20 protein-coding genes are annotated in these 19,115 nt (G+C 59.5%); 8 read left to right on the plus strand and 12 right to left on the minus strand.

Features of this window, described 5'->3' with window-relative positions; translation table 11 throughout:
* Window positions 1-68: 68 nt before the first annotated feature.
* The 6 genes from pqqE to KI787_14740 all read right to left on the minus strand — a co-directional run bounded on the left by pqqE (window position 69) and on the right by KI787_14740 (window position 5,660).
* The gene (pqqE, locus tag KI787_14715) at window positions 69-1,235 is read right to left on the minus strand and encodes a pyrroloquinoline quinone biosynthesis protein PqqE (protein MBV6631206.1); all 1,167 of its coding nucleotides are present in this window, start codon (window positions 1,233-1,235) and stop codon (window positions 69-71) included.
* Window positions 1,180-1,470, minus strand: a complete 291-nt coding sequence (pqqD, locus tag KI787_14720; GenBank protein MBV6631207.1) for a pyrroloquinoline quinone biosynthesis peptide chaperone PqqD — start codon at window positions 1,468-1,470, stop codon at window positions 1,180-1,182. The genes pqqE and pqqD overlap by 56 nt, the downstream gene beginning before the upstream one ends.
* Window positions 1,467-2,207, minus strand: coding sequence for a pyrroloquinoline-quinone synthase PqqC (gene pqqC / locus KI787_14725; GenBank protein ID MBV6631208.1), 741 nt, complete (start codon window positions 2,205-2,207; stop codon window positions 1,467-1,469). The genes pqqD and pqqC overlap by 4 nt, the downstream gene beginning before the upstream one ends.
* Entirely contained in the window at window positions 2,201-3,121 is a 921-nt protein-coding gene (pqqB, locus tag KI787_14730) for a pyrroloquinoline quinone biosynthesis protein PqqB (protein MBV6631209.1), read from the minus strand. The genes pqqC and pqqB overlap by 7 nt, the downstream gene beginning before the upstream one ends.
* A 211-nt stretch (window positions 3,122-3,332) precedes the next feature.
* Window positions 3,333-3,404, minus strand: coding sequence for a pyrroloquinoline quinone precursor peptide PqqA (gene pqqA / locus KI787_14735; protein ID MBV6631210.1), 72 nt, complete (start codon window positions 3,402-3,404; stop codon window positions 3,333-3,335).
* 204 nt (window positions 3,405-3,608) lie between these two features.
* Entirely contained in the window at window positions 3,609-5,660 is a 2,052-nt protein-coding gene (locus tag KI787_14740) for a sigma-54-dependent Fis family transcriptional regulator (protein MBV6631211.1), read from the minus strand.
* A 456-nt stretch (window positions 5,661-6,116) separates the two neighbouring features.
* Here KI787_14740 and KI787_14745 point away from each other — a divergent pair, with 456 nt between their 5' ends.
* The 8 genes from KI787_14745 (at window position 6,117) to KI787_14780 (ending at window position 15,120) form a co-directional block, all read left to right on the plus strand.
* Window positions 6,117-6,770: a response regulator transcription factor gene (locus KI787_14745; protein ID MBV6631212.1), complete on the plus strand. Its 654-nt coding sequence runs from the start codon at window positions 6,117-6,119 to the stop codon at window positions 6,768-6,770.
* Window positions 6,771-6,773: 3 nt separating this feature from the next.
* Window positions 6,774-8,075, plus strand: coding sequence for a hypothetical protein (locus KI787_14750; protein ID MBV6631213.1), 1,302 nt, complete (start codon window positions 6,774-6,776; stop codon window positions 8,073-8,075).
* A 459-nt stretch (window positions 8,076-8,534) separates the two neighbouring features.
* Window positions 8,535-9,761, plus strand: a complete 1,227-nt coding sequence (locus KI787_14755) for a porin (GenBank protein MBV6631214.1) — start codon at window positions 8,535-8,537, stop codon at window positions 9,759-9,761.
* Window positions 9,762-10,149: 388 nt separating this feature from the next.
* Window positions 10,150-11,919: a PQQ-dependent methanol/ethanol family dehydrogenase gene (locus tag KI787_14760; protein MBV6631215.1), complete on the plus strand. Its 1,770-nt coding sequence runs from the start codon at window positions 10,150-10,152 to the stop codon at window positions 11,917-11,919.
* A 79-nt stretch (window positions 11,920-11,998) separates the two neighbouring features.
* The gene (gene pedF / locus KI787_14765; protein MBV6631216.1) at window positions 11,999-12,448 is read left to right on the plus strand and encodes a cytochrome c-550 PedF; all 450 of its coding nucleotides are present in this window, start codon (window positions 11,999-12,001) and stop codon (window positions 12,446-12,448) included.
* Window positions 12,432-13,358 carry an amino acid ABC transporter substrate-binding protein gene (locus KI787_14770; protein MBV6631217.1) on the plus strand — a complete coding sequence of 309 codons (927 nt, stop codon included), beginning with the start codon at window positions 12,432-12,434 and terminating at the stop codon, window positions 13,356-13,358. Before pedF ends, KI787_14770 begins: the two co-directional genes overlap by 17 nt.
* A 35-nt stretch (window positions 13,359-13,393) precedes the next feature.
* Complete coding sequence (locus KI787_14775; GenBank protein MBV6631218.1) at window positions 13,394-14,152, plus strand: quinoprotein dehydrogenase-associated SoxYZ-like carrier; 759 nt, start codon at window positions 13,394-13,396, stop codon at window positions 14,150-14,152.
* Window positions 14,152-15,120: a quinoprotein relay system zinc metallohydrolase 1 gene (locus tag KI787_14780; GenBank protein MBV6631219.1), complete on the plus strand. Its 969-nt coding sequence runs from the start codon at window positions 14,152-14,154 to the stop codon at window positions 15,118-15,120. The genes KI787_14775 and KI787_14780 overlap by 1 nt, the downstream gene beginning before the upstream one ends.
* A 29-nt stretch (window positions 15,121-15,149) precedes the next feature.
* On the opposite strand, the gene KI787_14785 is transcribed toward KI787_14780, so the two are convergent.
* Genes KI787_14785 through KI787_14810 form a run of 6 tightly spaced genes read right to left on the minus strand, consistent with a single transcriptional unit; the run spans window position 15,150 to window position 19,020 of the window.
* Window positions 15,150-15,866, minus strand: a complete 717-nt coding sequence (locus KI787_14785; GenBank protein MBV6631220.1) for a hypothetical protein — start codon at window positions 15,864-15,866, stop codon at window positions 15,150-15,152.
* On the minus strand, window positions 15,863-16,369 hold the full coding sequence (locus KI787_14790) for a hypothetical protein (GenBank protein ID MBV6631221.1): 507 nt from the start codon (window positions 16,367-16,369) through the stop codon (window positions 15,863-15,865). The genes KI787_14785 and KI787_14790 overlap by 4 nt, the downstream gene beginning before the upstream one ends.
* Window positions 16,366-16,971 (minus strand): hypothetical protein, encoded by a 606-nt coding sequence (locus tag KI787_14795; protein ID MBV6631222.1) that lies wholly within the window; start codon window positions 16,969-16,971, stop codon window positions 16,366-16,368. Before KI787_14795 ends, KI787_14790 begins: the two co-directional genes overlap by 4 nt.
* Complete coding sequence (locus tag KI787_14800) at window positions 16,968-17,543, minus strand: MotA/TolQ/ExbB proton channel family protein (protein MBV6631223.1); 576 nt, start codon at window positions 17,541-17,543, stop codon at window positions 16,968-16,970. Before KI787_14800 ends, KI787_14795 begins: the two co-directional genes overlap by 4 nt.
* Window positions 17,540-18,799, minus strand: coding sequence for an FAD-dependent oxidoreductase (locus KI787_14805; GenBank protein ID MBV6631224.1), 1,260 nt, complete (start codon window positions 18,797-18,799; stop codon window positions 17,540-17,542). Before KI787_14805 ends, KI787_14800 begins: the two co-directional genes overlap by 4 nt.
* Entirely contained in the window at window positions 18,799-19,020 is a 222-nt protein-coding gene (locus KI787_14810) for a hypothetical protein (GenBank protein MBV6631225.1), read from the minus strand. The genes KI787_14805 and KI787_14810 overlap by 1 nt, the downstream gene beginning before the upstream one ends.
* Window positions 19,021-19,115: the final 95 nt, after the last annotated feature.

Consider the following 19,115-nt stretch of genomic DNA (forward strand, 5'->3'; position numbering starts at 1 on the left):
TGGAAGCAAACATGAATCGCTTCATGAACTCGTGGCAAATCACGACGAGCCTCATGAATCATCGCTGTTTAACACTGGCTGGATAGAGTCTTGGAGTTTTTCAGATTCCGAAAGATGAGCGGCTTTTCCGTAGGCCGGGCCGCGTCGCTAATGGCCTTATCCACCAAAGGCCGATGCGGAGATTTGCTACACACAGGATCAGCTGCCGCGGGGTCACCGGTGAACATAAATGCCTGGCAGCGGCAGCCACCGAAATCTTTGTGCTTCTCGTCGCAGGAACGACAAGGTTCTTGCATCCAGTCAAAGCCGCGAAAGCGGTTAAAGGCGGAGGACTCCTGCCAAGCCCAGGCAACGTGATCGCGGCGCAAATCCGGAAACTGCATACCAGGTAGTTGGCGAGCCGCATGACAGGGTAAGGCAATACCATCTGCGGTGACTGTCAAGAATGTGGCGCCCCAGCCGTTCATGCAGGGCTTGGGGCGAGACTCATAGTAGTCGGGGACCACAAAGAAAATTTTCATGCCGTTTTGGTGGCGGGCCCTCCATGCGCCCACTTCAGCTTCCGCTGTACGAACTTGCTCCAAGCTGGGGAGCAAGCGATCCCGGTTCAAGTGGGCCCAGCCGTAGTATTGGGTGGTTGCCAGCTCCACATAATCGGCCTCTAACTCTTGGGCCAGCTCCAGCATCTGCGGAATTTGGCCAATGTTGTCTCTATACACCACGAAACACAGCACCATGGGAAAACCCGCTGATTTAATGGCGCGGCCCATATCCAGCTTATGTGCATAGGTGCGGGTGCCGGCAATGAGATCGTTAAGCTGGCCTTCAGGGGCCTGGAAGCTGAGCTGAATATGGTCAACACCGGCCTGTTTCAAAGCACGAACACGGGCGGCATCCAGGTTGTAGCCGGAAGTAATTAGGTTGGAGTAGTACCCCAGCTCGCGGGCCTTCGCGGCTAGGTCGTCTAGGTCATCACGCACCAAAGGTTCGCCGCCAGACAAACCCAGTTGCAAAGCGCCCAAGGCACGAGCCTGGGTGAAGACTTCGGACCACTCGGCGGTGCTCAGCTCCGCGCCGGCACTTGCGTAGTCCACAGGATTACTGCAGTAGGGACATTGCAGCGGGCAGGCATAGCTGAGCTCGGCCAGCAACCAGAGTGGCGGACCAACTTGGCCCGCCTTAGGCGGCACGAACCCAACCCTGCGCGGCAGCCACCTCGAAGAACTCGCACACATCCTGGCTCAAATCACCAGCTTGTGGGTATTTCGCATGCAAATCGGCGACGATGGCCTCCACATCGCGGGTACCGTCACACAGTTCCAGTATGGCGGCGGCACTGGTATTGAGTTGCACCATGCCCTCAGGGTAGAGCAGCACATGGCACTCCTGGGCTTGCTCCCACTGCAAGCGCATGCTGGGTGCCAAACGTAGTTTGGTTCCCTCAGCCCAGGGTTGGGCAAGAGCAGTCATGCGGCTTGCTCCATCTGCCGGTCGGCTGAGGGGGCGTTGAGCACGTAGCGCAAGTACATGGCGTCCAACATGCTCCACAGCACGTCTTGCTTAAAGCGCACGATCTCCACGACTCGGTCCTGCGCCTGGGGGCTGCGGAAGTAATCCAGGGTGAGGGCAAGCCCATGCTCCACATCGCGATGGGCTTCCTTCAAGCGCTTGCGAAAATAATCCAAACCGCTGGCTTCAATCCAGGGGTAATGCCGTGGCCACTCATCCAGCCGGGCGCGGTGAATGGTCGGGGCGAAGAGCTCGGTCAGGGATGACGCCACACCCTCGTGCCAGTCCGCCTGCCGCACGAAATTCACATAAGCGTCCACCGCGAAGCGCACTCCTGGCAATACCCCCTCTTGTGACTCCACTTGCTCGCGGCTGAGGCCACAGGCCATGCCCAGCCGCGTCCAACACTCAATACCCCCTTCGTCATCGGCATGCCCATCATGGTCCAGAATGCGCTGGACCCACTGGCGGCGCACCGCGACATCCGGGCACTTCGCCATCAGTGCTGCATCTTTGAGGGGGATGCAAATCTGGTAGTAATAGCGGTTTTGCACCCAGCCCTGGATCGCCGCGCGATCCAGCTCGCCGCGCGCCATCATTTGCTGGAAGGGATGATTGATATGGTAGCGGGGAGCGAGGGCACGCAGGCGTGCTTCCAAATCGCCACCGGCGTCCGAAACATTGGGGGACGTCAACATAAGCGGATCTCCATTCCGTCCTCTGCCACTTCGATGCCCTCGTCTTGAAGCAACTGCGCTTCTTCCGAGCAGGGGTCGAGAATCGGGTTGGTGTTGTTGATGTGGATCAGAATTCGGCGAACTTGAGGGAAGGCCGCCAATACCTCGCGCATGCCACCCGGGCCTGACTGCGGCAGGTGCCCCATGTCGCGCGCCAACTTATGGCCCACGCCGCGACGCTGCATCTCGTCGTCGGTCCAGCAGGTGCCATCGACCAACATGCAGTCAGCCTGAGCCATGGCGTCGGCCACCACAGGCTCCATCTCGCCAAGTCCAGGCGCGTAAAACAAACTGCGCAGAGTGGGCATATGCGTGACAAGTAAACCAATGTTGTCGCCAGGCGCTGGTGCAGCCCGATGCGGTGAATAAGGGGGCGGTTTGCTGGTCAAGGCAATGGCACGTAGCCGTACGTCAGGTAAGCCTTCCACCTCAAAAGCTTGGCCGTCCGGCTGAATCTCTCGCAATTCCACGTCGCAATAGCTCTTGAGCATTTGCAGCACGGGGTAACCGGTTTCCAAGTCTTCACGCACACGGGGCGTGCAATAAAGACGGATAGGTTGGCGCGACTCCCGCAGCAGCAGTAAGCCGCTGCAATGGTCGATTTGGCTATCCATCAGCAGTACAGAGTGCACGCCAGAATCTCGCACACCGCGTGCCGGACGCATAGCGGGGTTGCCCAAGAGCTGCTGACGTAAATCTGGGGAGGCGTTGATCAGCAACCAATCGTCCCCGGCACTGTTCAGGGCAATAGAACTTTGGGTACGGGCGGGAAAGGGGGGAGGCGCGGCGCCATCATGTTGCGCGCACATAGCGCAATGACAGTTCCACTGCGGCGAGCCGCCGCCAGCCGCGGAACCCAGAACCAAGATGCGCAGGGCAGCAGACATCAGGTCTCCTCGTTTCACCAGCCAAAGCGAAGCTTTGGCCGGCACACCGGCCCCTGCCTACTTTGGCGCAAACGGGTGGGGGAATTGCGGCGGCCAAGCCGCCGCAGTCTTATGCCGGCATCGCGATTAACGCGCTTGTGCGACTTCCCAGCCCTTCAGGGCTCGATCGGGTCCTCGCCAATCGCCGACCATGCTCAACTCAGCGGTTGAGAATGTACATGGTGACTTCCATACCAAAACGCATATCTACGTAGCTGGGCTTAGTCCACATTGGTTATCTCCTCAATAATCGAAAACAAGAAATCGGTAGCGACTGCGCGCCCCAATGCCGGAGCATCGCCTTTGTAGTCGCAAGGCCTGTGCCAACCGAAATAACGGCCACAGCGACAGCTAAGCCTCTGTTTTATATGCCCTACTGGGGATCAACAGCCTACGCCGCCCTGCGGTGTCACCGCGCCTCGCGTTCAGGACTGTCTCAGCGCTGGTACAGGCTGTCCTCACGAAGGGACTCCGGAGAAATGCCGTGGCGCTTGAGCTTGCGATAAAGAGTGTTGCGACTCATCTGTAGCTGCTTAGCCGCATTGGTCATGTTCCAACGGTTCGCTTCAATGGTACGCAGCAGAGCCTCGCGCTCCGCAGCCTCCAAAGCCGTTTCATCTTCTATCGGCATGCCGTTGCCATGGTGCGGAAGATTGGCGCTGGGTAGGCTGGGCGACGCGGGTGCTGCCGAAGCACGGCTGTAAAGCACGTCTTGGGGCAAATCATCTAAGCGGATCACCCCCCCTTCGCTAATGGCTAGCGCAGTGCGGATGACATTGCGTAGTTCACGAATATTACCGGGCCAGTGATATTGCTTGAGCCGCTCCATGGCGCTCAGCTCGATGCCGGCAGGGCGCCCTTCGGCTGTTTCCAAGGCCAGGGCTTGGCGAATCAAACGCTCTAGGTCAGCCCGTTCGTGCAAGGAGGGTAGCTGCATGGTGATGCCATTGAGGCGGTAGTACAGATCTTCGCGAAACTCCCCACGCTCGATCATGTCGCGCAGATTTCTGTGTGAGGCACTAATCACGCGTAGATCCACATTAATGGTTTGCTCCCCGCCCAATGGGGTGACCTCTTGTTCTTCCAACACCCGCAACAAACGGGTTTGCAGCAGCATGGGCATGTCGCCAATTTCGTCTAGGAACAAGGTGCCGCCACTGGCTTGCTGGATACGGCCGCGCATGCCCTCACGACGAGCTCCAGTGAATGCACCGGCCTTATAGCCAAAGAGCTCGCTCTCAATCAGCGACTCGGGAATTGCGGCGCAGTTGACGGCAACAAAGGGCTTATCGGCCCGGTCACTGGCCAAATGAAGCGCGCGCGCAAAGGCCTCCTTGCCCGAGCCCGTTGGCCCCTGGATCAGCACAAAGACACGCGACCGAGCGATACGCTGGCCACAGCGCAAATTGCGCGCCATGGCAGGATCATTCCCAGCCAGCTCTTGCAGGCTCTGGTAACGCCCGGTGTCCTGCGCCGCCGGCTCGATGGTAATGACTTTCTGTGATGGAGCCGCCAATGACGGCTGTGACAACTGAGACATAGTTTTTTGAGCCGGATGAACAAAAGCGAAGTAGCGACGGCCGTGACGAAGGCTGCGTAAAGGCAATATGGCTTTGCGCCCCGCATCCTCCAAAAACTCGCCGCTGCGGTGGGTACCAAGATCCAGCACATCGCACAGATCTCGGCCAATCAAATCATCAGGGTTATCCAGGGCCAGTAACGCAGCCGCCATTTTGTCGGCCGCCGCAATCCGGCCGCTGTCATCGACGGCAATAGCCCCGTCGTGCAGCAGGTTCACAAACTCTGGCCGACTGTGAAAGCGAACAATGCTGTGGTCGCTGTAGCGGCGCTGAAACAAGCTTTTTTCAATCAGTCGTGCCGACATGTTGAGCAGGGCTACCGTATGGGCACGACTGGCTTTAGAGTCGTGACAACCCAGACAGGAGGCATCCAATACTCCGAGGAGGTCGCCATCCGTATCGCGGATAGGCGCAGCCGAACACGTCAAACCAATGTGCCGACTGATGTAATGGTCGGCCAGGTGAATCGTGACCGGCTGCTGCTCGGAAATGCAGGTTCCGATCCCGTTGGTGCCCTCGTACTCCTCACTCCAGTTGGCGCCCAACCGCAAACCTGCATGGGCAAACTCACGGTCTAAGGTGGGATCACCCTTATGACTGAGAATGACGCCGGTATGGTCGGTGAGTAACAGAGCGTAGCCCGAGGACGCGATTTGCTCGTAGAGAGAGTCCATTTCGGCGCGGCCCACGGCAACCAGATCATCCAGCCGCTCCACGCGCTCGCGCAGGCGATGGCTTTCTAAAATATCGGGGTCGGAATGATGATCAGGCCGTAGATCAAATTCAGCCGCACAGCGCTGCCAAGACTTCACAACCGGAAGATCGTGGTCTGTCGTTGTGTGCGGGTTCCCTCCCAGCACTTCCATTACAGCACGTGCGTGCCGCGAGTTAGCAGGTAACTCGCTCATAATCACCTCAATGCGGCCATGTGCCGCATGTCTCCTCGGGCGTCACCTGCACCTATCCCGGTGCAGACACTCTCCACCAGTGCATCAAGCTACGCCTGTGTGGCAACAGATGCAATTCGACCTTCGATGTAAGCCGTGACGATATGTCTTAGGCCTGACACACCGCCTACACACCCAAACTGTGACCAAAGGGGGCACCTCAGCGGCCGTGTTGCTGCGCGTGGCGAAATTCGCACCAAATCTCATGGCCGATGCCCCATAGGATTTTCGTGTTTCTAATCAGCATCTTGCGCATGCTTCAGCACTAGGGTGTTCACCGCGGCTGGCCTGGTGATGTCACTAGCCAAGGCCTATGCACAGCCACCTATGACCCCTTAGTCCAAGCTGGCATTGCCCTTGCGCATATCTGCTGTCAAGGCTGCACCCGCAGTGCGGCGACTGAGGAGTAGAACAACAATGACAAAGTCCATAAGGGGATCTGCGCGCTACTGCATCCGGGTACTACTGGTCGACGACCACGCGGTGGTTCGCGAAGGCTACAAGCGCTTAATGGCGACCACGCCACATCTGCAGGTTTGCGCCGAAGCCGGCACCGGACGCGAAGCTTATGCGCTGTTTTTAGAGGACCGCTTTGATGTGGTCGTGATGGACCTGCAATTACCGGATATGAGCGGGCTTGAGGTGCTGCGCCGGATGCAGCAGCGCAACCCCAGAATTTCGACTTTGGCCTTTTCCATGCACGACCAGGCCGAGTACCTTCGGCGGGCCTTGGAGGCCGGAGTAATGGGCTATGTTTGCAAGCGCAGTGCACCAGAGGTGTTACTGGAGGCTATTCAAACGATCGCAGCCGGAGAGCGTTTTATGGACCCGCTCATGGCCACGGAGGCGTCCAGCGACACAACACCTGCAGAGATGCTGTCCGAGCGCGAGTTCGAGATTTTTCGCCAACTCGCCGCCGGTACCAGCCCAGGGCAAATTGCAGCCAGCCTGAATCTGTCTGGCAAAACGGTGGCCAATTACGGCTGCCGTATTCGCTCCAAACTGGGCGTGGTCACTGATGCCGCTCTTGCGCACCTGGCGCTGCGCCAGGGGCTGCTACCTCGGCACTAAACAATGCGGCGACTCTGGGCCCGGCTGGGCCTGCGCACCCGACTGACCCTAGGCCTGACCCTGCTGCTTGGGTTGAGCCTCGCCACGGCAGCCGTCTTGGTGGTGGAACAGGCGCGCCGGGCCGTACACACAGAGGTGAGTAGCGCGCTGCAGGTGGGTGAGGAGATTCTGCGCGGCCAGTTGGCGGAGACAAACCCGGACCAGCTACCGCAAGCCTTGCACCAACTCACGCGTACATTCGCGGCCAGCCGGCATGTTTGCTGGCAATGGCGGCCTACGGGCGCCGCCTTACGCGAAGACACCTGCCAAACCCGCAACGCGCATGTGCCGCGTTGGTTTCAACGTGGCCTGCATGATGGCCTTGGCGATTACCACACGATCGTCAATGGATTTGAAATGCGTTTGTTGCCGCAGGTGGGTCCGGAATTAGAGGAAGCCTGGCGCGAGGTGCGCGGTCTACTGCTCATCCTGACCGGCTTTGGCCTCGTCACCGTGTGGCTGGTTAGCGCCTTGGTGCAGCGTAGCCTGCGCCCCATTGCGCACCTCAGCCAGCAGCTACGCAATGCAGATGCCGGCCTCAACAGTGCGGGCAACCCCGCAAACTATCCCACGGAGTTACAGCCTATCGCCGCCGGGATCAACGCCCTACAGCAGCGCCTCAATGCTGCCCGCGAAGACCACCATGCCTTACTGCAGCGTTGCCTGGACGACCATCAAGCCGATCGCGAACGCTGGGCGCGTGACTTACATGACCAAGCCGGCCAATGGATCGCCGCCATTGAAGTAGAAACGGCAGCCCTACAACCGCAAGCCCAAAACCCACAGTGGCGAGAGGGTCTGCAGAGAATTCGCAGCCACACTCGGCAGCTCCATGAACACACCCGGCAGTTATCCCGACAATTGCATCGGCCCTGCCTTGGCGCTCCTCTACACCAGGCCCTGGAACAGCTATGCCAGCAGTGGCAAGCCAGCGCTGCGGGGTGGACTTTGGAGCAGCGCATTGATCATCGCTGCGACAACCTACCCGCAGCGGTTGCCGTTCAACTTTATGGTATTGCCCAGGAAGCTCTGAGCAATGCGGCCAAGCATGCTCAGGCCACCTGCGTCCAGGTGCAACTGGCACCGGAGTCCGCCGGCTGGTGCCTCACCATTGAAGATGATGGAGTTGGCTACCAGGGGAATGACGCGCAACAGGGCCTGGGCACCGCCAGCATGCGTCAACGCGCCCAAGATATTGACGCCGACCTGCGCTGGGCGCGAAGCGCTGCGGGCGGCACTCGCCTGCGCATTGCCATCCCTCGATAGATCGGGTTGAGCCACTCGCTCTGTCGCAGAGGTCCGCTGGAGCTCTAGGCCGGCCTTCCGGTCCACCCCCATGGCTGGGTCGCATGAGCTGCAGGCCCGGGTCCACAACTCTTCAGCAGGCGCATAGCTTGGAATGCGCACTGGGGCGGCACATTCTACGCCGCTGCTCACTGCTCCTAGGTCTGTCACCCACTCGGTACACGCTCTGCGCAAGCTGTGTCACATGCTGCACGTCCCATCTGCAGGAGCCAGCCACCAGGTCTGCATACCACCCTCAACCCACTGATTTAATGGGCATTTATCCCTGTAGCCCAGCTGGCATATAGCTTGCGCTGTAGATCGCTGACGACCGTCGGTTGCTTGGGTTGCGAACACCCATCAATCCAGCTTTTGGGGGCGTCGCCCGGCCTACGCAGACCTGCGTCACCGGACTACCGATTTACGAGGAGCAAATAAATCATGAAGAAAACGATCAGCAACTTGGCTTGCGTTGGCGGCCTGGGTCTCAGCCTATTGAGCCCACTGGCTCAGGGCGTGGAGCTCAGTGCAGGGGATTGGAAACTCACCGCAAATGGGCACATCAATGCCAACCTGATTATGTCCAGCTGTGATGATGAAGGCACAGCGGCTGTGGCCGGAGGTCTGGCCTGTATTGGGAGTGCCGGGGAGGACACGACCTCCACCGTGAGCAATGGCCTACTGCCAGCCGCCCTGATTTTTGGCGTCAGCACCTTCCAAAACGGCTATGACATTTCTGCCACCTTCGGCTTTTGGCCTGGTATTTCTACCAACGATGGGGGCAGTCCCAACCTGCAACAAGATGGTCCGGGCTTGGCAAATACTGGGCTGGGCACCACCGGGCTGGATGTGCGCCAAGTCTTTGTGACGGTCGGCAATGAATATGTGGGCAGCATCTCCGCCGGGCGGAACTTCGGCCTGTTTGGCTTCGACGCCATTATCAATGACATGAGCATTCCCGGCGTAGGCGCTCCGGGCGCAGCGGCGGGCGGCACACCGGCAAACACCACCCTGGGCTCAATCGGTTTGGGTTACATCTATACCGACACACTCTCGCAAATTAACTACACCACGCCAGACTTCGCTGGCCTGAAAGTGACTCTGGGTATCTTCGACCCACTGGAGCCTTTGAATGGCAACACGCCAGTGCCAGAGGCCACGCCCGGATTTCACGGCAAACTGGCCTACACCCAAGGCGATCTCTACCTCTCGGCCAGTTTTTTAAGCCAGACCAATGAAGGGCCAACGGATGCTGAGGACTTCGACACCACAGCATTTGATTTAGGCGGCAAATACACCATGGGCGATCTGGAGTTGATGGCCTTTTATTACATGGGCTCAGGTGTGGGCACCACAGCCTTGCTGCTCAACAGTGATGATGGCGCTGGCAACGAACGCGACTCGGATGGCTTCTTGGCTCAGGTGACCTACAAACTGGGTGACACCAAACTGGGCCTGAACTATGGCCAATCCAACTTAGATTTGGCCAATGGTGAGGCCGTGTCGAACTTGGTGGAAAGCAACTCCAAATTCACCCTCGGCGTTTACCACTCACTCACGCCAGCCGTCATGCTGGTGGGTGAATTCACGGATGTCACAGCCGAGGGCCATGACGGCACCGAAAACAATAGCAGCACCATCAATGCCGGCATCTTTGTTGGCTTCTAACCAGGTCTCACCAGTAGCTGCATAGCTGCTGGTTGGACACACCGGGACCTCCCGGGTGTTCTCCTCTGCGTCGTCTGTTCTCTAGGACGATACACCAGCAACTCAAAAGCCGGCCTACATGGCCGGCTTTTTTTGTGTCAGCCCAGAAGCAGCAGTGTCACGTGCCTGGAACACGACCGGAAAACAGTGCCGACAAGCCGAGCTAATCGCCGACCCGCCCCATCGCAAAAACGAGCCTAAGCAATTGTTATCGCGCACTTTTTTATCGCGTCTCAGGTTTTTCATAGCCAGGAAATTAGTTGGCATGCCGGTTGCGACCTTGCTGCTGTGACCCGGTTTTGCGGGCACCACATATAACTGGCTTGACATTGTCACGAGGAGCAGCCAAATGAATCACAACTCGCACCCGACACGCCAATGGCGGTACGGGCTTATCTCTGCCGCAGCTTTGGGGGCGATGGCAGTCTGCAGCACACAGGCTGTTGCCGGCGTGACCGACGCCATGATCGTCAACGATCAACAGCAAACCGATGCCATCGTCACAGTGGGTATGGGTCAGCACGGCCAACGTTACAGCCCGCTCAAGCAGGTGAACAGCAGCACCGTCGGTGACCTAGTCCCGGTCTGGAGCTTCTCCTTTGGTGGCGAGAAACAGCGCGGCCAAGAAGCGCAGCCCTTGATGTACAACGGCAAGATCTTTGTGACGGGGTCCTACTCGCGGATGTGGGCGCTAGACGCACGCACCGGCGAGCGCCTTTGGGCCTACGAGGCCCGCCTACCCGACGGCATCATGCCTTGCTGTGACGTGATTAACCGGGGCGCTGCCCTCTACGACGATCTGGTGATCTTCGGCACTTTAGACGCCAAACTCGTCGCTCTGCATCAAGATACCGGCAAGGTGGTTTGGAAAGAGCGGCTGGGTGATTACAAAGCCGGCTACAGCTATACCGCTGCTCCGCTGATCGTCAACGGCATGGTCATCACGGGGGTCTCCGGTGGTGAATTCGGAATCGTGGGCCGCGTTGACGCCCGCGACGCCAAAACAGGGGAGTTGGTCTGGACTCGACCCACCGTCGAAGGCCATATGGGTTACCTGAATGGCAAAGAAAACGGAATAACAGGCGAGACCAACGCCACCTGGCCTGGCGATATGTGGAAGTTTGGCGGCGCCGCAACGTGGTTGGGTTGTACCTACTCCGATGACGTCAATTTGGTGTACTGCGGCACCGGTAATCCGGCACCGTGGAACGCTCACCTACGTCCTGGTGACAACTTGTATTCCACCTCCACGGTGGCCATCAATCCTGAAACCGGGAAAATCGCTTGGCACTACCAATCCACGCCTAACGACCATTGGGACTTCGACGGCGTAAACGAATTTATTCCGTTTGATATGCGCAAAGGCTGGCGCAAAGTCAAAGCCGGCGCCAAAGCCGATCGCAATGGCTTCTTCTATGTGCTGGACCGGACGAATGGCGAACTGATTAGTGCAACGCCCTTCGTCACTCGCCAAACCTGGGCCAGTGGCGTCGACCTGAAAACCGGGCGGCCCATCGAAACCGAGAACAACCGCCCTGGTAACCCTGCCGAAACCGAAGGCGACAAAGGTAAATCGGTGTTTTCGGCGCCCAGCTTCCTGGGTGGAAAGAATTGGATGCCCATGGCCTATAACCAAGACACCGGCTACTTCTATGTACCGGCCAACGAGTGGGGCATGGACATTTGGAATGAGCCCATCACCTATAAGAAAGGTGCGGCTTACTTAGGGGCCGGCTTCAACATCCAGCCCCTCTACGAGGACTACATCGGCGCGCTACGGGCCATCGATCCCAAAACCGGGAAGATCGTCTGGGAATACAAAAACCCAGCGCCGCTCTGGGGTGGCGTCATGAGCACGGCGGGGAACTTGGTCTTCACCGGAACTCCGGAGGGTTTCCTCAAGGCCTTTGATGCCAAAACCGGCGACGAGCTATGGGCCTTCCAAACCGGCTCCGGCGTCGTTGGTCAACCCACCACCTGGGAAATGGACGGGGAACAGTACGTCTCCGTGGTTTCCGGTTGGGGTGGCGCTGTGCCGCTGTGGGGCGGTGAGGTTGCCAAGGCCGTCAAAGACATCAGCCAGGGCGGAATGCTCTGGGTGTTCAAACTTCACCGCTAACCCGGTGCCGCAGTGGCGGCTCGTACTGCGCGAGCCGTCACTGCTTTCCTTCGCTAAAACCGCAGTAGGAGCACACAACATGTCTCATTCTTCACTCACACCTTGGTTGCTAGGCCTCACGGCGGGCGGCCTGCTCGCAGTCAGTGGGGTTCTATCCGCGCATGGCGACGTCACGCCGCAATCGGTGAATACCAAGGACCTCCCCGCCTTAAACGGCGAAGTTCTGTACGAGAACCCCTACCGCGGTGACCCGGACGTACACGCCAAAGCGGCGGAAGTGGGCGCCTCGGCTTATAACCAAAACTGCGCTCGCTGCCACGGCCTTGGAGCCGTCTCAGGCGGGATTGCCCCGGACCTTCGCCTGTTACCACCGGACGGAGAAACCGATGAATACTTCCACATGCGGGTTAACAACGGCGTGGTGCGCAATGGGGTCACCTATATGCCGCCATTTGCTGAGACCTTCAGCGAAGAAGCCATCTGGGCCATTAAGAGCTTCCTGGATACGGTCCATGTTGAAGACCTTTAAGCGCCAAGAGTTCTGGCTATCGTCCGCTTGGGCCCTGCTACTGCTAGGCATGGTCTTGGTCGCTACAACTTGGCCTGTAGCAGCGGCTGAGGAGGACGAGCCTCGCCCTGATCGGCTGCAGCTGATGCGCGAGACCGGCACCCTACGCGCAGCGGTATACCGCGACTTCCCACCCTATTCCTACCACAACCAAAAACGCCGTTTGGTCGGCGTCGATGTGGACCTTGCCAAAGAGCTGGCCAAGCGTATGGAACTGTCCTTGGACATTCGGCCCTTTACCGCCGATGAAAACATGGACGACGACCTGCGTAACCAAGTGTGGAAGGGGCATTACTTGGGCGGGGGCGTGGCCGATGTCATGCTCCATGCCGGCATGGACCCAGAGTATGTACGCCGCCAAGACAAGGTGGATTTATTCAACGCTTACCACCGCGAAACTCTAGGTGTGATCTATCACGCGGAGCGCTATCCCAGTGTCCCTGAGTCACCCCTGACCCTGGCGGGGAGCCAAGTTGGTGTGGAGGTGGACTCCATCAGTGACTACTACATGAGCGGCGCCTTCAACGGACGCCTGCGTTCCAGCGCAAAACGTATGGAAAGCACAGCAGCAGCAGTGAAGGCCTTTATGGCCGGAGAGCTAGATGCTGTCATGGCCCCGCGGGGCGAACTCGAAGGCGCCATGGCGATGCATGACATGGCCGCTGCGGAGTTTTCGGTACAAGAGTTTGTGGGTATGTTTCGGACGGCCTGGGACGTAGGCATGGCCATAAAGTCCGGTAACCCCGAGCTGCGCTCAGCGCTCCAAGACGCCTTGAGTGACATGGCCGCCGACGGCAGCTTAGATCAGATCTTTGCGCATCATGGTCTGCAGCGGGGCAGCCCACAACACGCCTTACAGGCTGCTAAATGACATCGCCTGGCGCAGGTCACCAGCCGCAGCTCCGCATGCCGATGTGGCTACTGGGGCTGAGCTTGGTGGTGGCTATGGGTCTGAGTGGATTGGTAGCCGCCAACGAACTCGTAGACCCCTTGGACTCTCCTGGCTGGCGTTGGATGCAAGCCCGCTACTTCGCCGACCAAACCGTCCGTTTCGATAATCGGGTTCAGGTCCTACTACCTGCCAGCGCGGAAGATGCGCTACAGGTACCAGTCATGGTTCAGGTCCAAGAGCTTGAGCCCACTGAAATTTTGGTGTTTGCCGATCTCAACCCGATTACCACCATTCTGCGTTACTACCCCGTGGTCGCTGAACCAAGGATCGGTTTTCGCTTCAAGGTGCAGCAGGGTACGCCGGTACGCGCTGCCGTGCGCACGGCCGATGGGGTCTGGCATGTGGGCGGGGCCTGGTTGGAGGCGAGTGGGGGAGGCTGCACAGCCCCCAGCTTTGGAACGGGTGGCGGCCGCTGGCAAGACCGCTTTGCCGAAGTGGCTGCGAGGACCTGGGAGCGCGGAGCAACCCAAAAGCGGCTGCGCTACCGGGTGATTCACCCCATGGATACCGGCCTCGCCGACGGCATCCCCGCATTTTTTATTGAACGTACAGAGTTCCGTAGTGCCCAGGAGGGCATGCTTTTGGCCCGCTTGGAAACCTTCGAGCCTATCTCCGAAGACCCGATTTTCACCCTGGATCTCAATACCGCGCAGGCCATCAATATCAGCGGCCGTGACACCCAAGGCAACCGTTTCCACGCGGAGGTGCCCTAATGCCGCCCGGCGTCTGGCAACGCATGCTGCTGCTCACGGCTCTGGTGGGAATCACCGCGGTCGCCGTCGCGCAAGAGCTGGACTACGAGCTTGATGCTCAAGAAGTGGCCGATCAAGTCTTCGTATTCACCGGGGCACAAGAACACTTCCACCGCGGCAACGGTGGCAACATCGTAAACACCGGCTTCATTTGTACAGCGCAGGGAGCGGTGGTCATCGATAGTGGCCCGTCTAAGCTGTATGGCCAGCAAATGCGGGCACACATTCTGAGGCACTGCCCGGCCGGCATTGCCCAGCTGATCATCACCCATGCCCATCCCGACCACTTTTTGGGCACGGCCGCTTTCAGTGAGGCAGACCGCGGCCTGCCTATCCTGGCGCTGGCCAGCACCCGCACCACCATCGCGACCATGGGTGAAACCCTCACCGAGAACCTCTTTCGCATGGTGGGAGACTGGATGCGTGGCACCTACCCGGTGGTGCCGCAAACCGAAGCCGGCAATCAAAGTCTCAGGGTGGGCGAACGCGAGATACAACTCATCGCCTTGGATGGCCATACCGACGGTGACTTGGCCGTTTTCGATGTACCCAGCGGGACACTGTTCGCCGGTGACTTAGTGTTTTTTGAGCGCACGCCCACGACGCCCAATGCCGATATTCGGCGGTGGCTGAGCAGCCTTGCCCAGCTGGAGCAACTCCCCATCCAAACCTTGGTGCCCGGTCATGGACCGGTGGTGACAGACCAGCGCGCCCAGAGGCAAACCGCGCACTATCTTCGCTGGCTGCGAAGCTCACTGGGACGATCCGCCGAGCAAGGAGCAGATATGGCCGAACTCCTCAATACGCCCGCCCCCACCCAGTTGGGTCCCCTGGCGGTGTTCCAGGAGGAATTTGGCCGTAGCCTGTCTCACCTGTACCCGGCGCAGGAGGAGCGTGTACTGCCGGTATTACCGGCCCAGCCCCATTAGACCAACGGCGACTCAAGCCTAGGCCTGCGCTAGTCCCGCCAACGCACAAGCTCTAAGCGAAACTCCCCGCCCACCACATTCGTGGTGTCCAAATCTTCACGGCGCACCAGCTTCACCAGGCCCACGCCGGGTGCGTACCACTCTTCCTGTGTGACCGGCACCGTGGATACGCCAATACGGGGGTCGGCATGCACAGCAAGTTCTCCCTGAGCGCGGATTTTCCAACAGTGATCAAAGCGGCCCGCAGGGACCTCCACGCTGGTGTTGCGGTTGACCACTTCAAAATGCAGAGGGAACTGCGCGCTGGGGTCGGCGTAGAAGCGCTCCCGAAAAGGCTCAGCACGTTCGAGAGCATATGGTCGTGTGGGCACCATCCATTCTTGTGCTGTGGCCTCTGCCGGCAAGACCCACCGTGGACCACTGTCGGCCACCGGCGCAGGCTGGGCTACGCCTTGGCTGGCCACGCGGCGCACGCCGGCCCCATCACGGACATGCCAGTAGCGCATGCCCTGACTGGTTTGTCGCAGGTAGGCCTTTGCGTCGTCCTGAAACGGATCGGGCACCAGACCCATGTTCTCTATGCGCAGCAGGCCTTGCTGCGTTTGCAAAGGGTTTATCAGCGTGCTGCGATATTCCCAGTGACGCCCGGCATCCAAAGGGAAATAGGATCCTCCATCCGGCACCGATTGAGCACAGCTCAGCAGCAAGCTCAGCCCCAGCAAACCCAGGTGATGAACCCTGCTCATTTTTCTGGCAGAGCCGGCTGAGGCAGATCGGATAATCGTATGCTGGCCGCGGTGGGCGCACGTTGGCGCCCGTCCGGCAACTGCAGCAGCTGCGCCTCCGCCAGAGCCTCACCATACTGAGTGCGCCCATTACGCATACGTCCAATAGCCGCATCCAGAGCCTGATGGTCCGCGCGACGGTAAGGCCGCTTGTAGGCCCTTGGCGCAGCCTGTTCACCGCGCAGGTCTAAAGCGCTCAGCCAAAGCAATATGCTCCCTTCAGCACCAGCTCCGGGCTCGTGAATCACCGCCGAATGAAAGATGAACCGGGGTGGCAGAGGAGCATCTACGGCCCAGCCACGCACCGCGCTCCAGCCCTCAAACTGAGCCAAGCCCAAGCCGGCAAAAGTCACGATACTGAGAGTTTTTAGCCAAGCGGGCCAAGGCCCGAATACCCCCAGTAACACCAACAAGGCCAACCCCAGTATCCAACTCAGGCTTAGTAATAACACCGCCAGCGTCATGATCGCCCTCCGATCGCTAAAGACGTTTGCATACGGTTAAGGCCGCGCACATCCCCATTTGCGCCCAGCTCAAAACGCACAGCCGTGAGCTCATCGCCGGGCTGCTGTAACACGAGGGTTTGATGAAACAGCACCTGCAGCCTGGGGTTCACCTTAGTTAAGGTGACGCGTACATCCACGGGTAATTCAGTGGAACTCTTGTAGTACTGCACATTCACGATGTACTCCCCAGGAACGAGCCCGCGCAGGGTCACCACCTCACGATTGAGTGGATTGCGCACCTCCTGGCCGCCAACAACGACAACATCGCCCTCTTCGCCTCGGTCATCGCGGTCCAAAGCCAGCAGGCCAGCCTGGGGCTGGCGAAACCACACCAAGGTGTTATTCGGCCCGGCCACCCACAGGTCGATGTCTTCACTGCGTCCATCCTCCCAGCTGGCGGAAATGATGAGCTCGGCCTTGGCCGGCACATCACCCGTTTTCGCAGGGGGCTGCATGGCCAGCAGCGCGATGACAAACAGCACCGTAATCCCCAGCAAGGCGTTAAAGAGCAAATCGGTAAAAGGGTCCAGCCCGTCCCGGCGAAAGCCTCCGCTGCTCATGCGCGTAGCTCCGCGGCCCGCGCAAGCAACTCTTCTGCAGCCCGGTCCAGCAGCAAGGTCTGCGCAGCCAGGCCCAAACTCGCCAGCAAGCCGATTAAGGTGGTGCTTAAGGCAATGGCCATGCCCTGCCCCATCTCCTCGATGAGCTGCGGAGCCATTGCAGCGATGGACTCCGGCAGACTTTGCAGCGACGCCAGCATGGCAATAAAACCGATGACAGTCCCCAACAAACCCAAGCGCAGAGCCATAGCGCTGGCAAACCATAAAGCCTCATGGGGACCGCGCAAACGTTCCTGGCAACGCGCCTCTGAGCATTGCGCCAGGACTGCAGCCGACTGCTGGGACAGCCACAGACTGCGCCGCCCGGCATAGGCACTGGCGAGTGCGTACAACAAGGTCAAGCCAATGCAAATACCTGTCCCGTCCGCGGCGAAGACACTGCTCAGCACGCCAAGCCGAAGCGCGATATACACCCCCAGACCGCTGATCACCGTCCACAACAGCCATTGCTGCCAAAGCAGGCCTGGAGGTGGAGACCAGCTCAGGCTCCACGGCCGTGGTTGACCCATCATTGAAAACTATCCTTGGTCACGTTGGCATACCAGGCATAGGCATTGTCGGCCTCGAGTTTGCGCACCGAAGGCGCTGCAAAGCTGGCGCTCTGGCCGGAGGACAGACTATTCAAACGCCCCTCAACAACGGCATAACTCGCACTGATCGACACACCAGAATCCGGTGCTAGCAGGCTATAGCAGGTGTTGGTCAGCAGCCCTTGGGGGCGGGCCAAACCCTGCAAATCCGCCACAATGGCCAGAGCGCAAAGCTTGCCTTGGGCACCAGCGGCATATGCCGATTTGGGCATGGGCTGCACATCCGCTGCATCGCCAATGACATGGACACCGGCGTAGCGCCGAGACTCGAAGCCCACAGGCTCTACTGGACACCAACCACTCGCATCCACAAGGTCCGCTTGATGCGCTATTGCTGCAGCCTCTTGGGGTGGTATGAGGCTAATCAGATCAGCGCGTACAGACTCGCCGCCCTTCAGATGCAACTGCTGCTGGGAAGTATCCACACCACTCACAGCGCCGCCAGCTTGACGCGGCACCCATTCGACCATGCCCGGATACAACGAGGACCAAGCCGCCTGTATAGGGCCACGTTTGGTGAAGTCATCCTTGGCATCCAGGATGAGAACTTTAGAGCGACGGCCCCGTTGCTGAAGTGCCCAGGCCACCAACCCAGCGCGCTCATAGGGGCCAGGCGGGCACCGGTATCGGCCCGCCGGTGCGCTAATCGCGACTGTGGCTCCGTCCTTCAAAGCAGCCAAGCGTCGCCGCAAGGCTGGCAACTGAGCATCGCCTAACCAAGCATGCGGCACCTGCGCACTATTGCGTGTATTCAGACCTTCAACATCGGCGTAGCGCATACGCACACCGGGTGCGAGCACGATCCGTTCCGCCTCTATCGTCTCCCCGTCCGCCATGCGCACTCGGCGGCGCACGGGGTCGATGTCGAGCACCTCACCCGGCCGCCAGCGTACGCCATGAGCCTGCGCAATCTGCGCTGTGGAAAAACGAATACGCTGCAATGCCCAATGACCGGCGATGGCGAGATTGGTGAAGGGGCCGGTATAAAACTGAGAGCGCGCGTCAATCAATGTGATATTTAACGTCGGCGCAAGCTGACGTAAGACTCGCGCGCAATTGGCCCCGCCAAAACCCGCTCCTACGATGACCACGCGCTCAGCAGCTGGACGAAGCGCGGCTGCTAAGGGGTGACTCAGGGCAGTAACGCCCAGTGCCGCGAGGAGATTGCGCCGCCGCATCACTGTTGCTGACTGAAGTAGCAGGCCCAGAGGCGTAAGGTGGCCGGCGGCACGTTTTGCAGCAGCCTTGGCATCAAATCCTGCGGTGCGGGCGCATCCTGGAAGGCGAGCAGGGCGTGTTCTAGCTCTTCCACCGGTTGTCCGGCAAGACTGGGGATGGGGCCAATACTATGCCCTCCACGACCATGGCAACCCTCGCAGCTCAAGGCTAGCGCTGTCATGTGGCGGTCCACCGGCGCACATGGCGACGCCAGTACCGCGCAGGGAATGAAGCTGCCGAGCAGCAGGCTCCACAGCGTATGTCTCCTATCCATAG

The sequence above is a fragment of the Oceanococcus sp. HetDA_MAG_MS8 genome, assembly GCA_019192445.1.
In the GTDB taxonomy this organism is placed as follows: Bacteria; Pseudomonadota; Gammaproteobacteria; order Nevskiales; family Oceanococcaceae; genus MS8.

Coding starts and splice junctions, on each gene's coding strand:
- pqqE (MBV6631206.1), bottom strand. CDS start 1,235: ATGTGTGCGAGTTCTTCGAGGTGGCTGCCGCGCAGGGTTGGGTTCGTG.
- pqqD (MBV6631207.1), bottom strand. CDS start 1,470: ATGACTGCTCTTGCCCAACCCTGGGCTGAGGGAACCAAACTACGTTTG.
- pqqC (MBV6631208.1), bottom strand. CDS start 2,207: ATGTTGACGTCCCCCAATGTTTCGGACGCCGGTGGCGATTTGGAAGCA.
- KI787_14740 (MBV6631211.1), bottom strand. CDS start 5,660: ATGAGCGAGTTACCTGCTAACTCGCGGCACGCACGTGCTGTAATGGAA.
- KI787_14745 (MBV6631212.1), top strand. CDS start 6,117: ATGACAAAGTCCATAAGGGGATCTGCGCGCTACTGCATCCGGGTACTA.
- KI787_14750 (MBV6631213.1), top strand. CDS start 6,774: ATGCGGCGACTCTGGGCCCGGCTGGGCCTGCGCACCCGACTGACCCTA.
- KI787_14755 (MBV6631214.1), top strand. CDS start 8,535: ATGAAGAAAACGATCAGCAACTTGGCTTGCGTTGGCGGCCTGGGTCTC.
- KI787_14760 (MBV6631215.1), top strand. CDS start 10,150: ATGAATCACAACTCGCACCCGACACGCCAATGGCGGTACGGGCTTATC.
- pedF (MBV6631216.1), top strand. CDS start 11,999: ATGTCTCATTCTTCACTCACACCTTGGTTGCTAGGCCTCACGGCGGGC.
- KI787_14770 (MBV6631217.1), top strand. CDS start 12,432: ATGTTGAAGACCTTTAAGCGCCAAGAGTTCTGGCTATCGTCCGCTTGG.
- KI787_14775 (MBV6631218.1), top strand. CDS start 13,394: ATGCCGATGTGGCTACTGGGGCTGAGCTTGGTGGTGGCTATGGGTCTG.
- KI787_14780 (MBV6631219.1), top strand. CDS start 14,152: ATGCCGCCCGGCGTCTGGCAACGCATGCTGCTGCTCACGGCTCTGGTG.
- KI787_14785 (MBV6631220.1), bottom strand. CDS start 15,866: ATGAGCAGGGTTCATCACCTGGGTTTGCTGGGGCTGAGCTTGCTGCTG.
- KI787_14790 (MBV6631221.1), bottom strand. CDS start 16,369: ATGACGCTGGCGGTGTTATTACTAAGCCTGAGTTGGATACTGGGGTTG.
- KI787_14795 (MBV6631222.1), bottom strand. CDS start 16,971: ATGAGCAGCGGAGGCTTTCGCCGGGACGGGCTGGACCCTTTTACCGAT.
- KI787_14800 (MBV6631223.1), bottom strand. CDS start 17,543: ATGATGGGTCAACCACGGCCGTGGAGCCTGAGCTGGTCTCCACCTCCA.
- KI787_14805 (MBV6631224.1), bottom strand. CDS start 18,799: ATGCGGCGGCGCAATCTCCTCGCGGCACTGGGCGTTACTGCCCTGAGT.
- KI787_14810 (MBV6631225.1), bottom strand. CDS start 19,020: ATGACAGCGCTAGCCTTGAGCTGCGAGGGTTGCCATGGTCGTGGAGGG.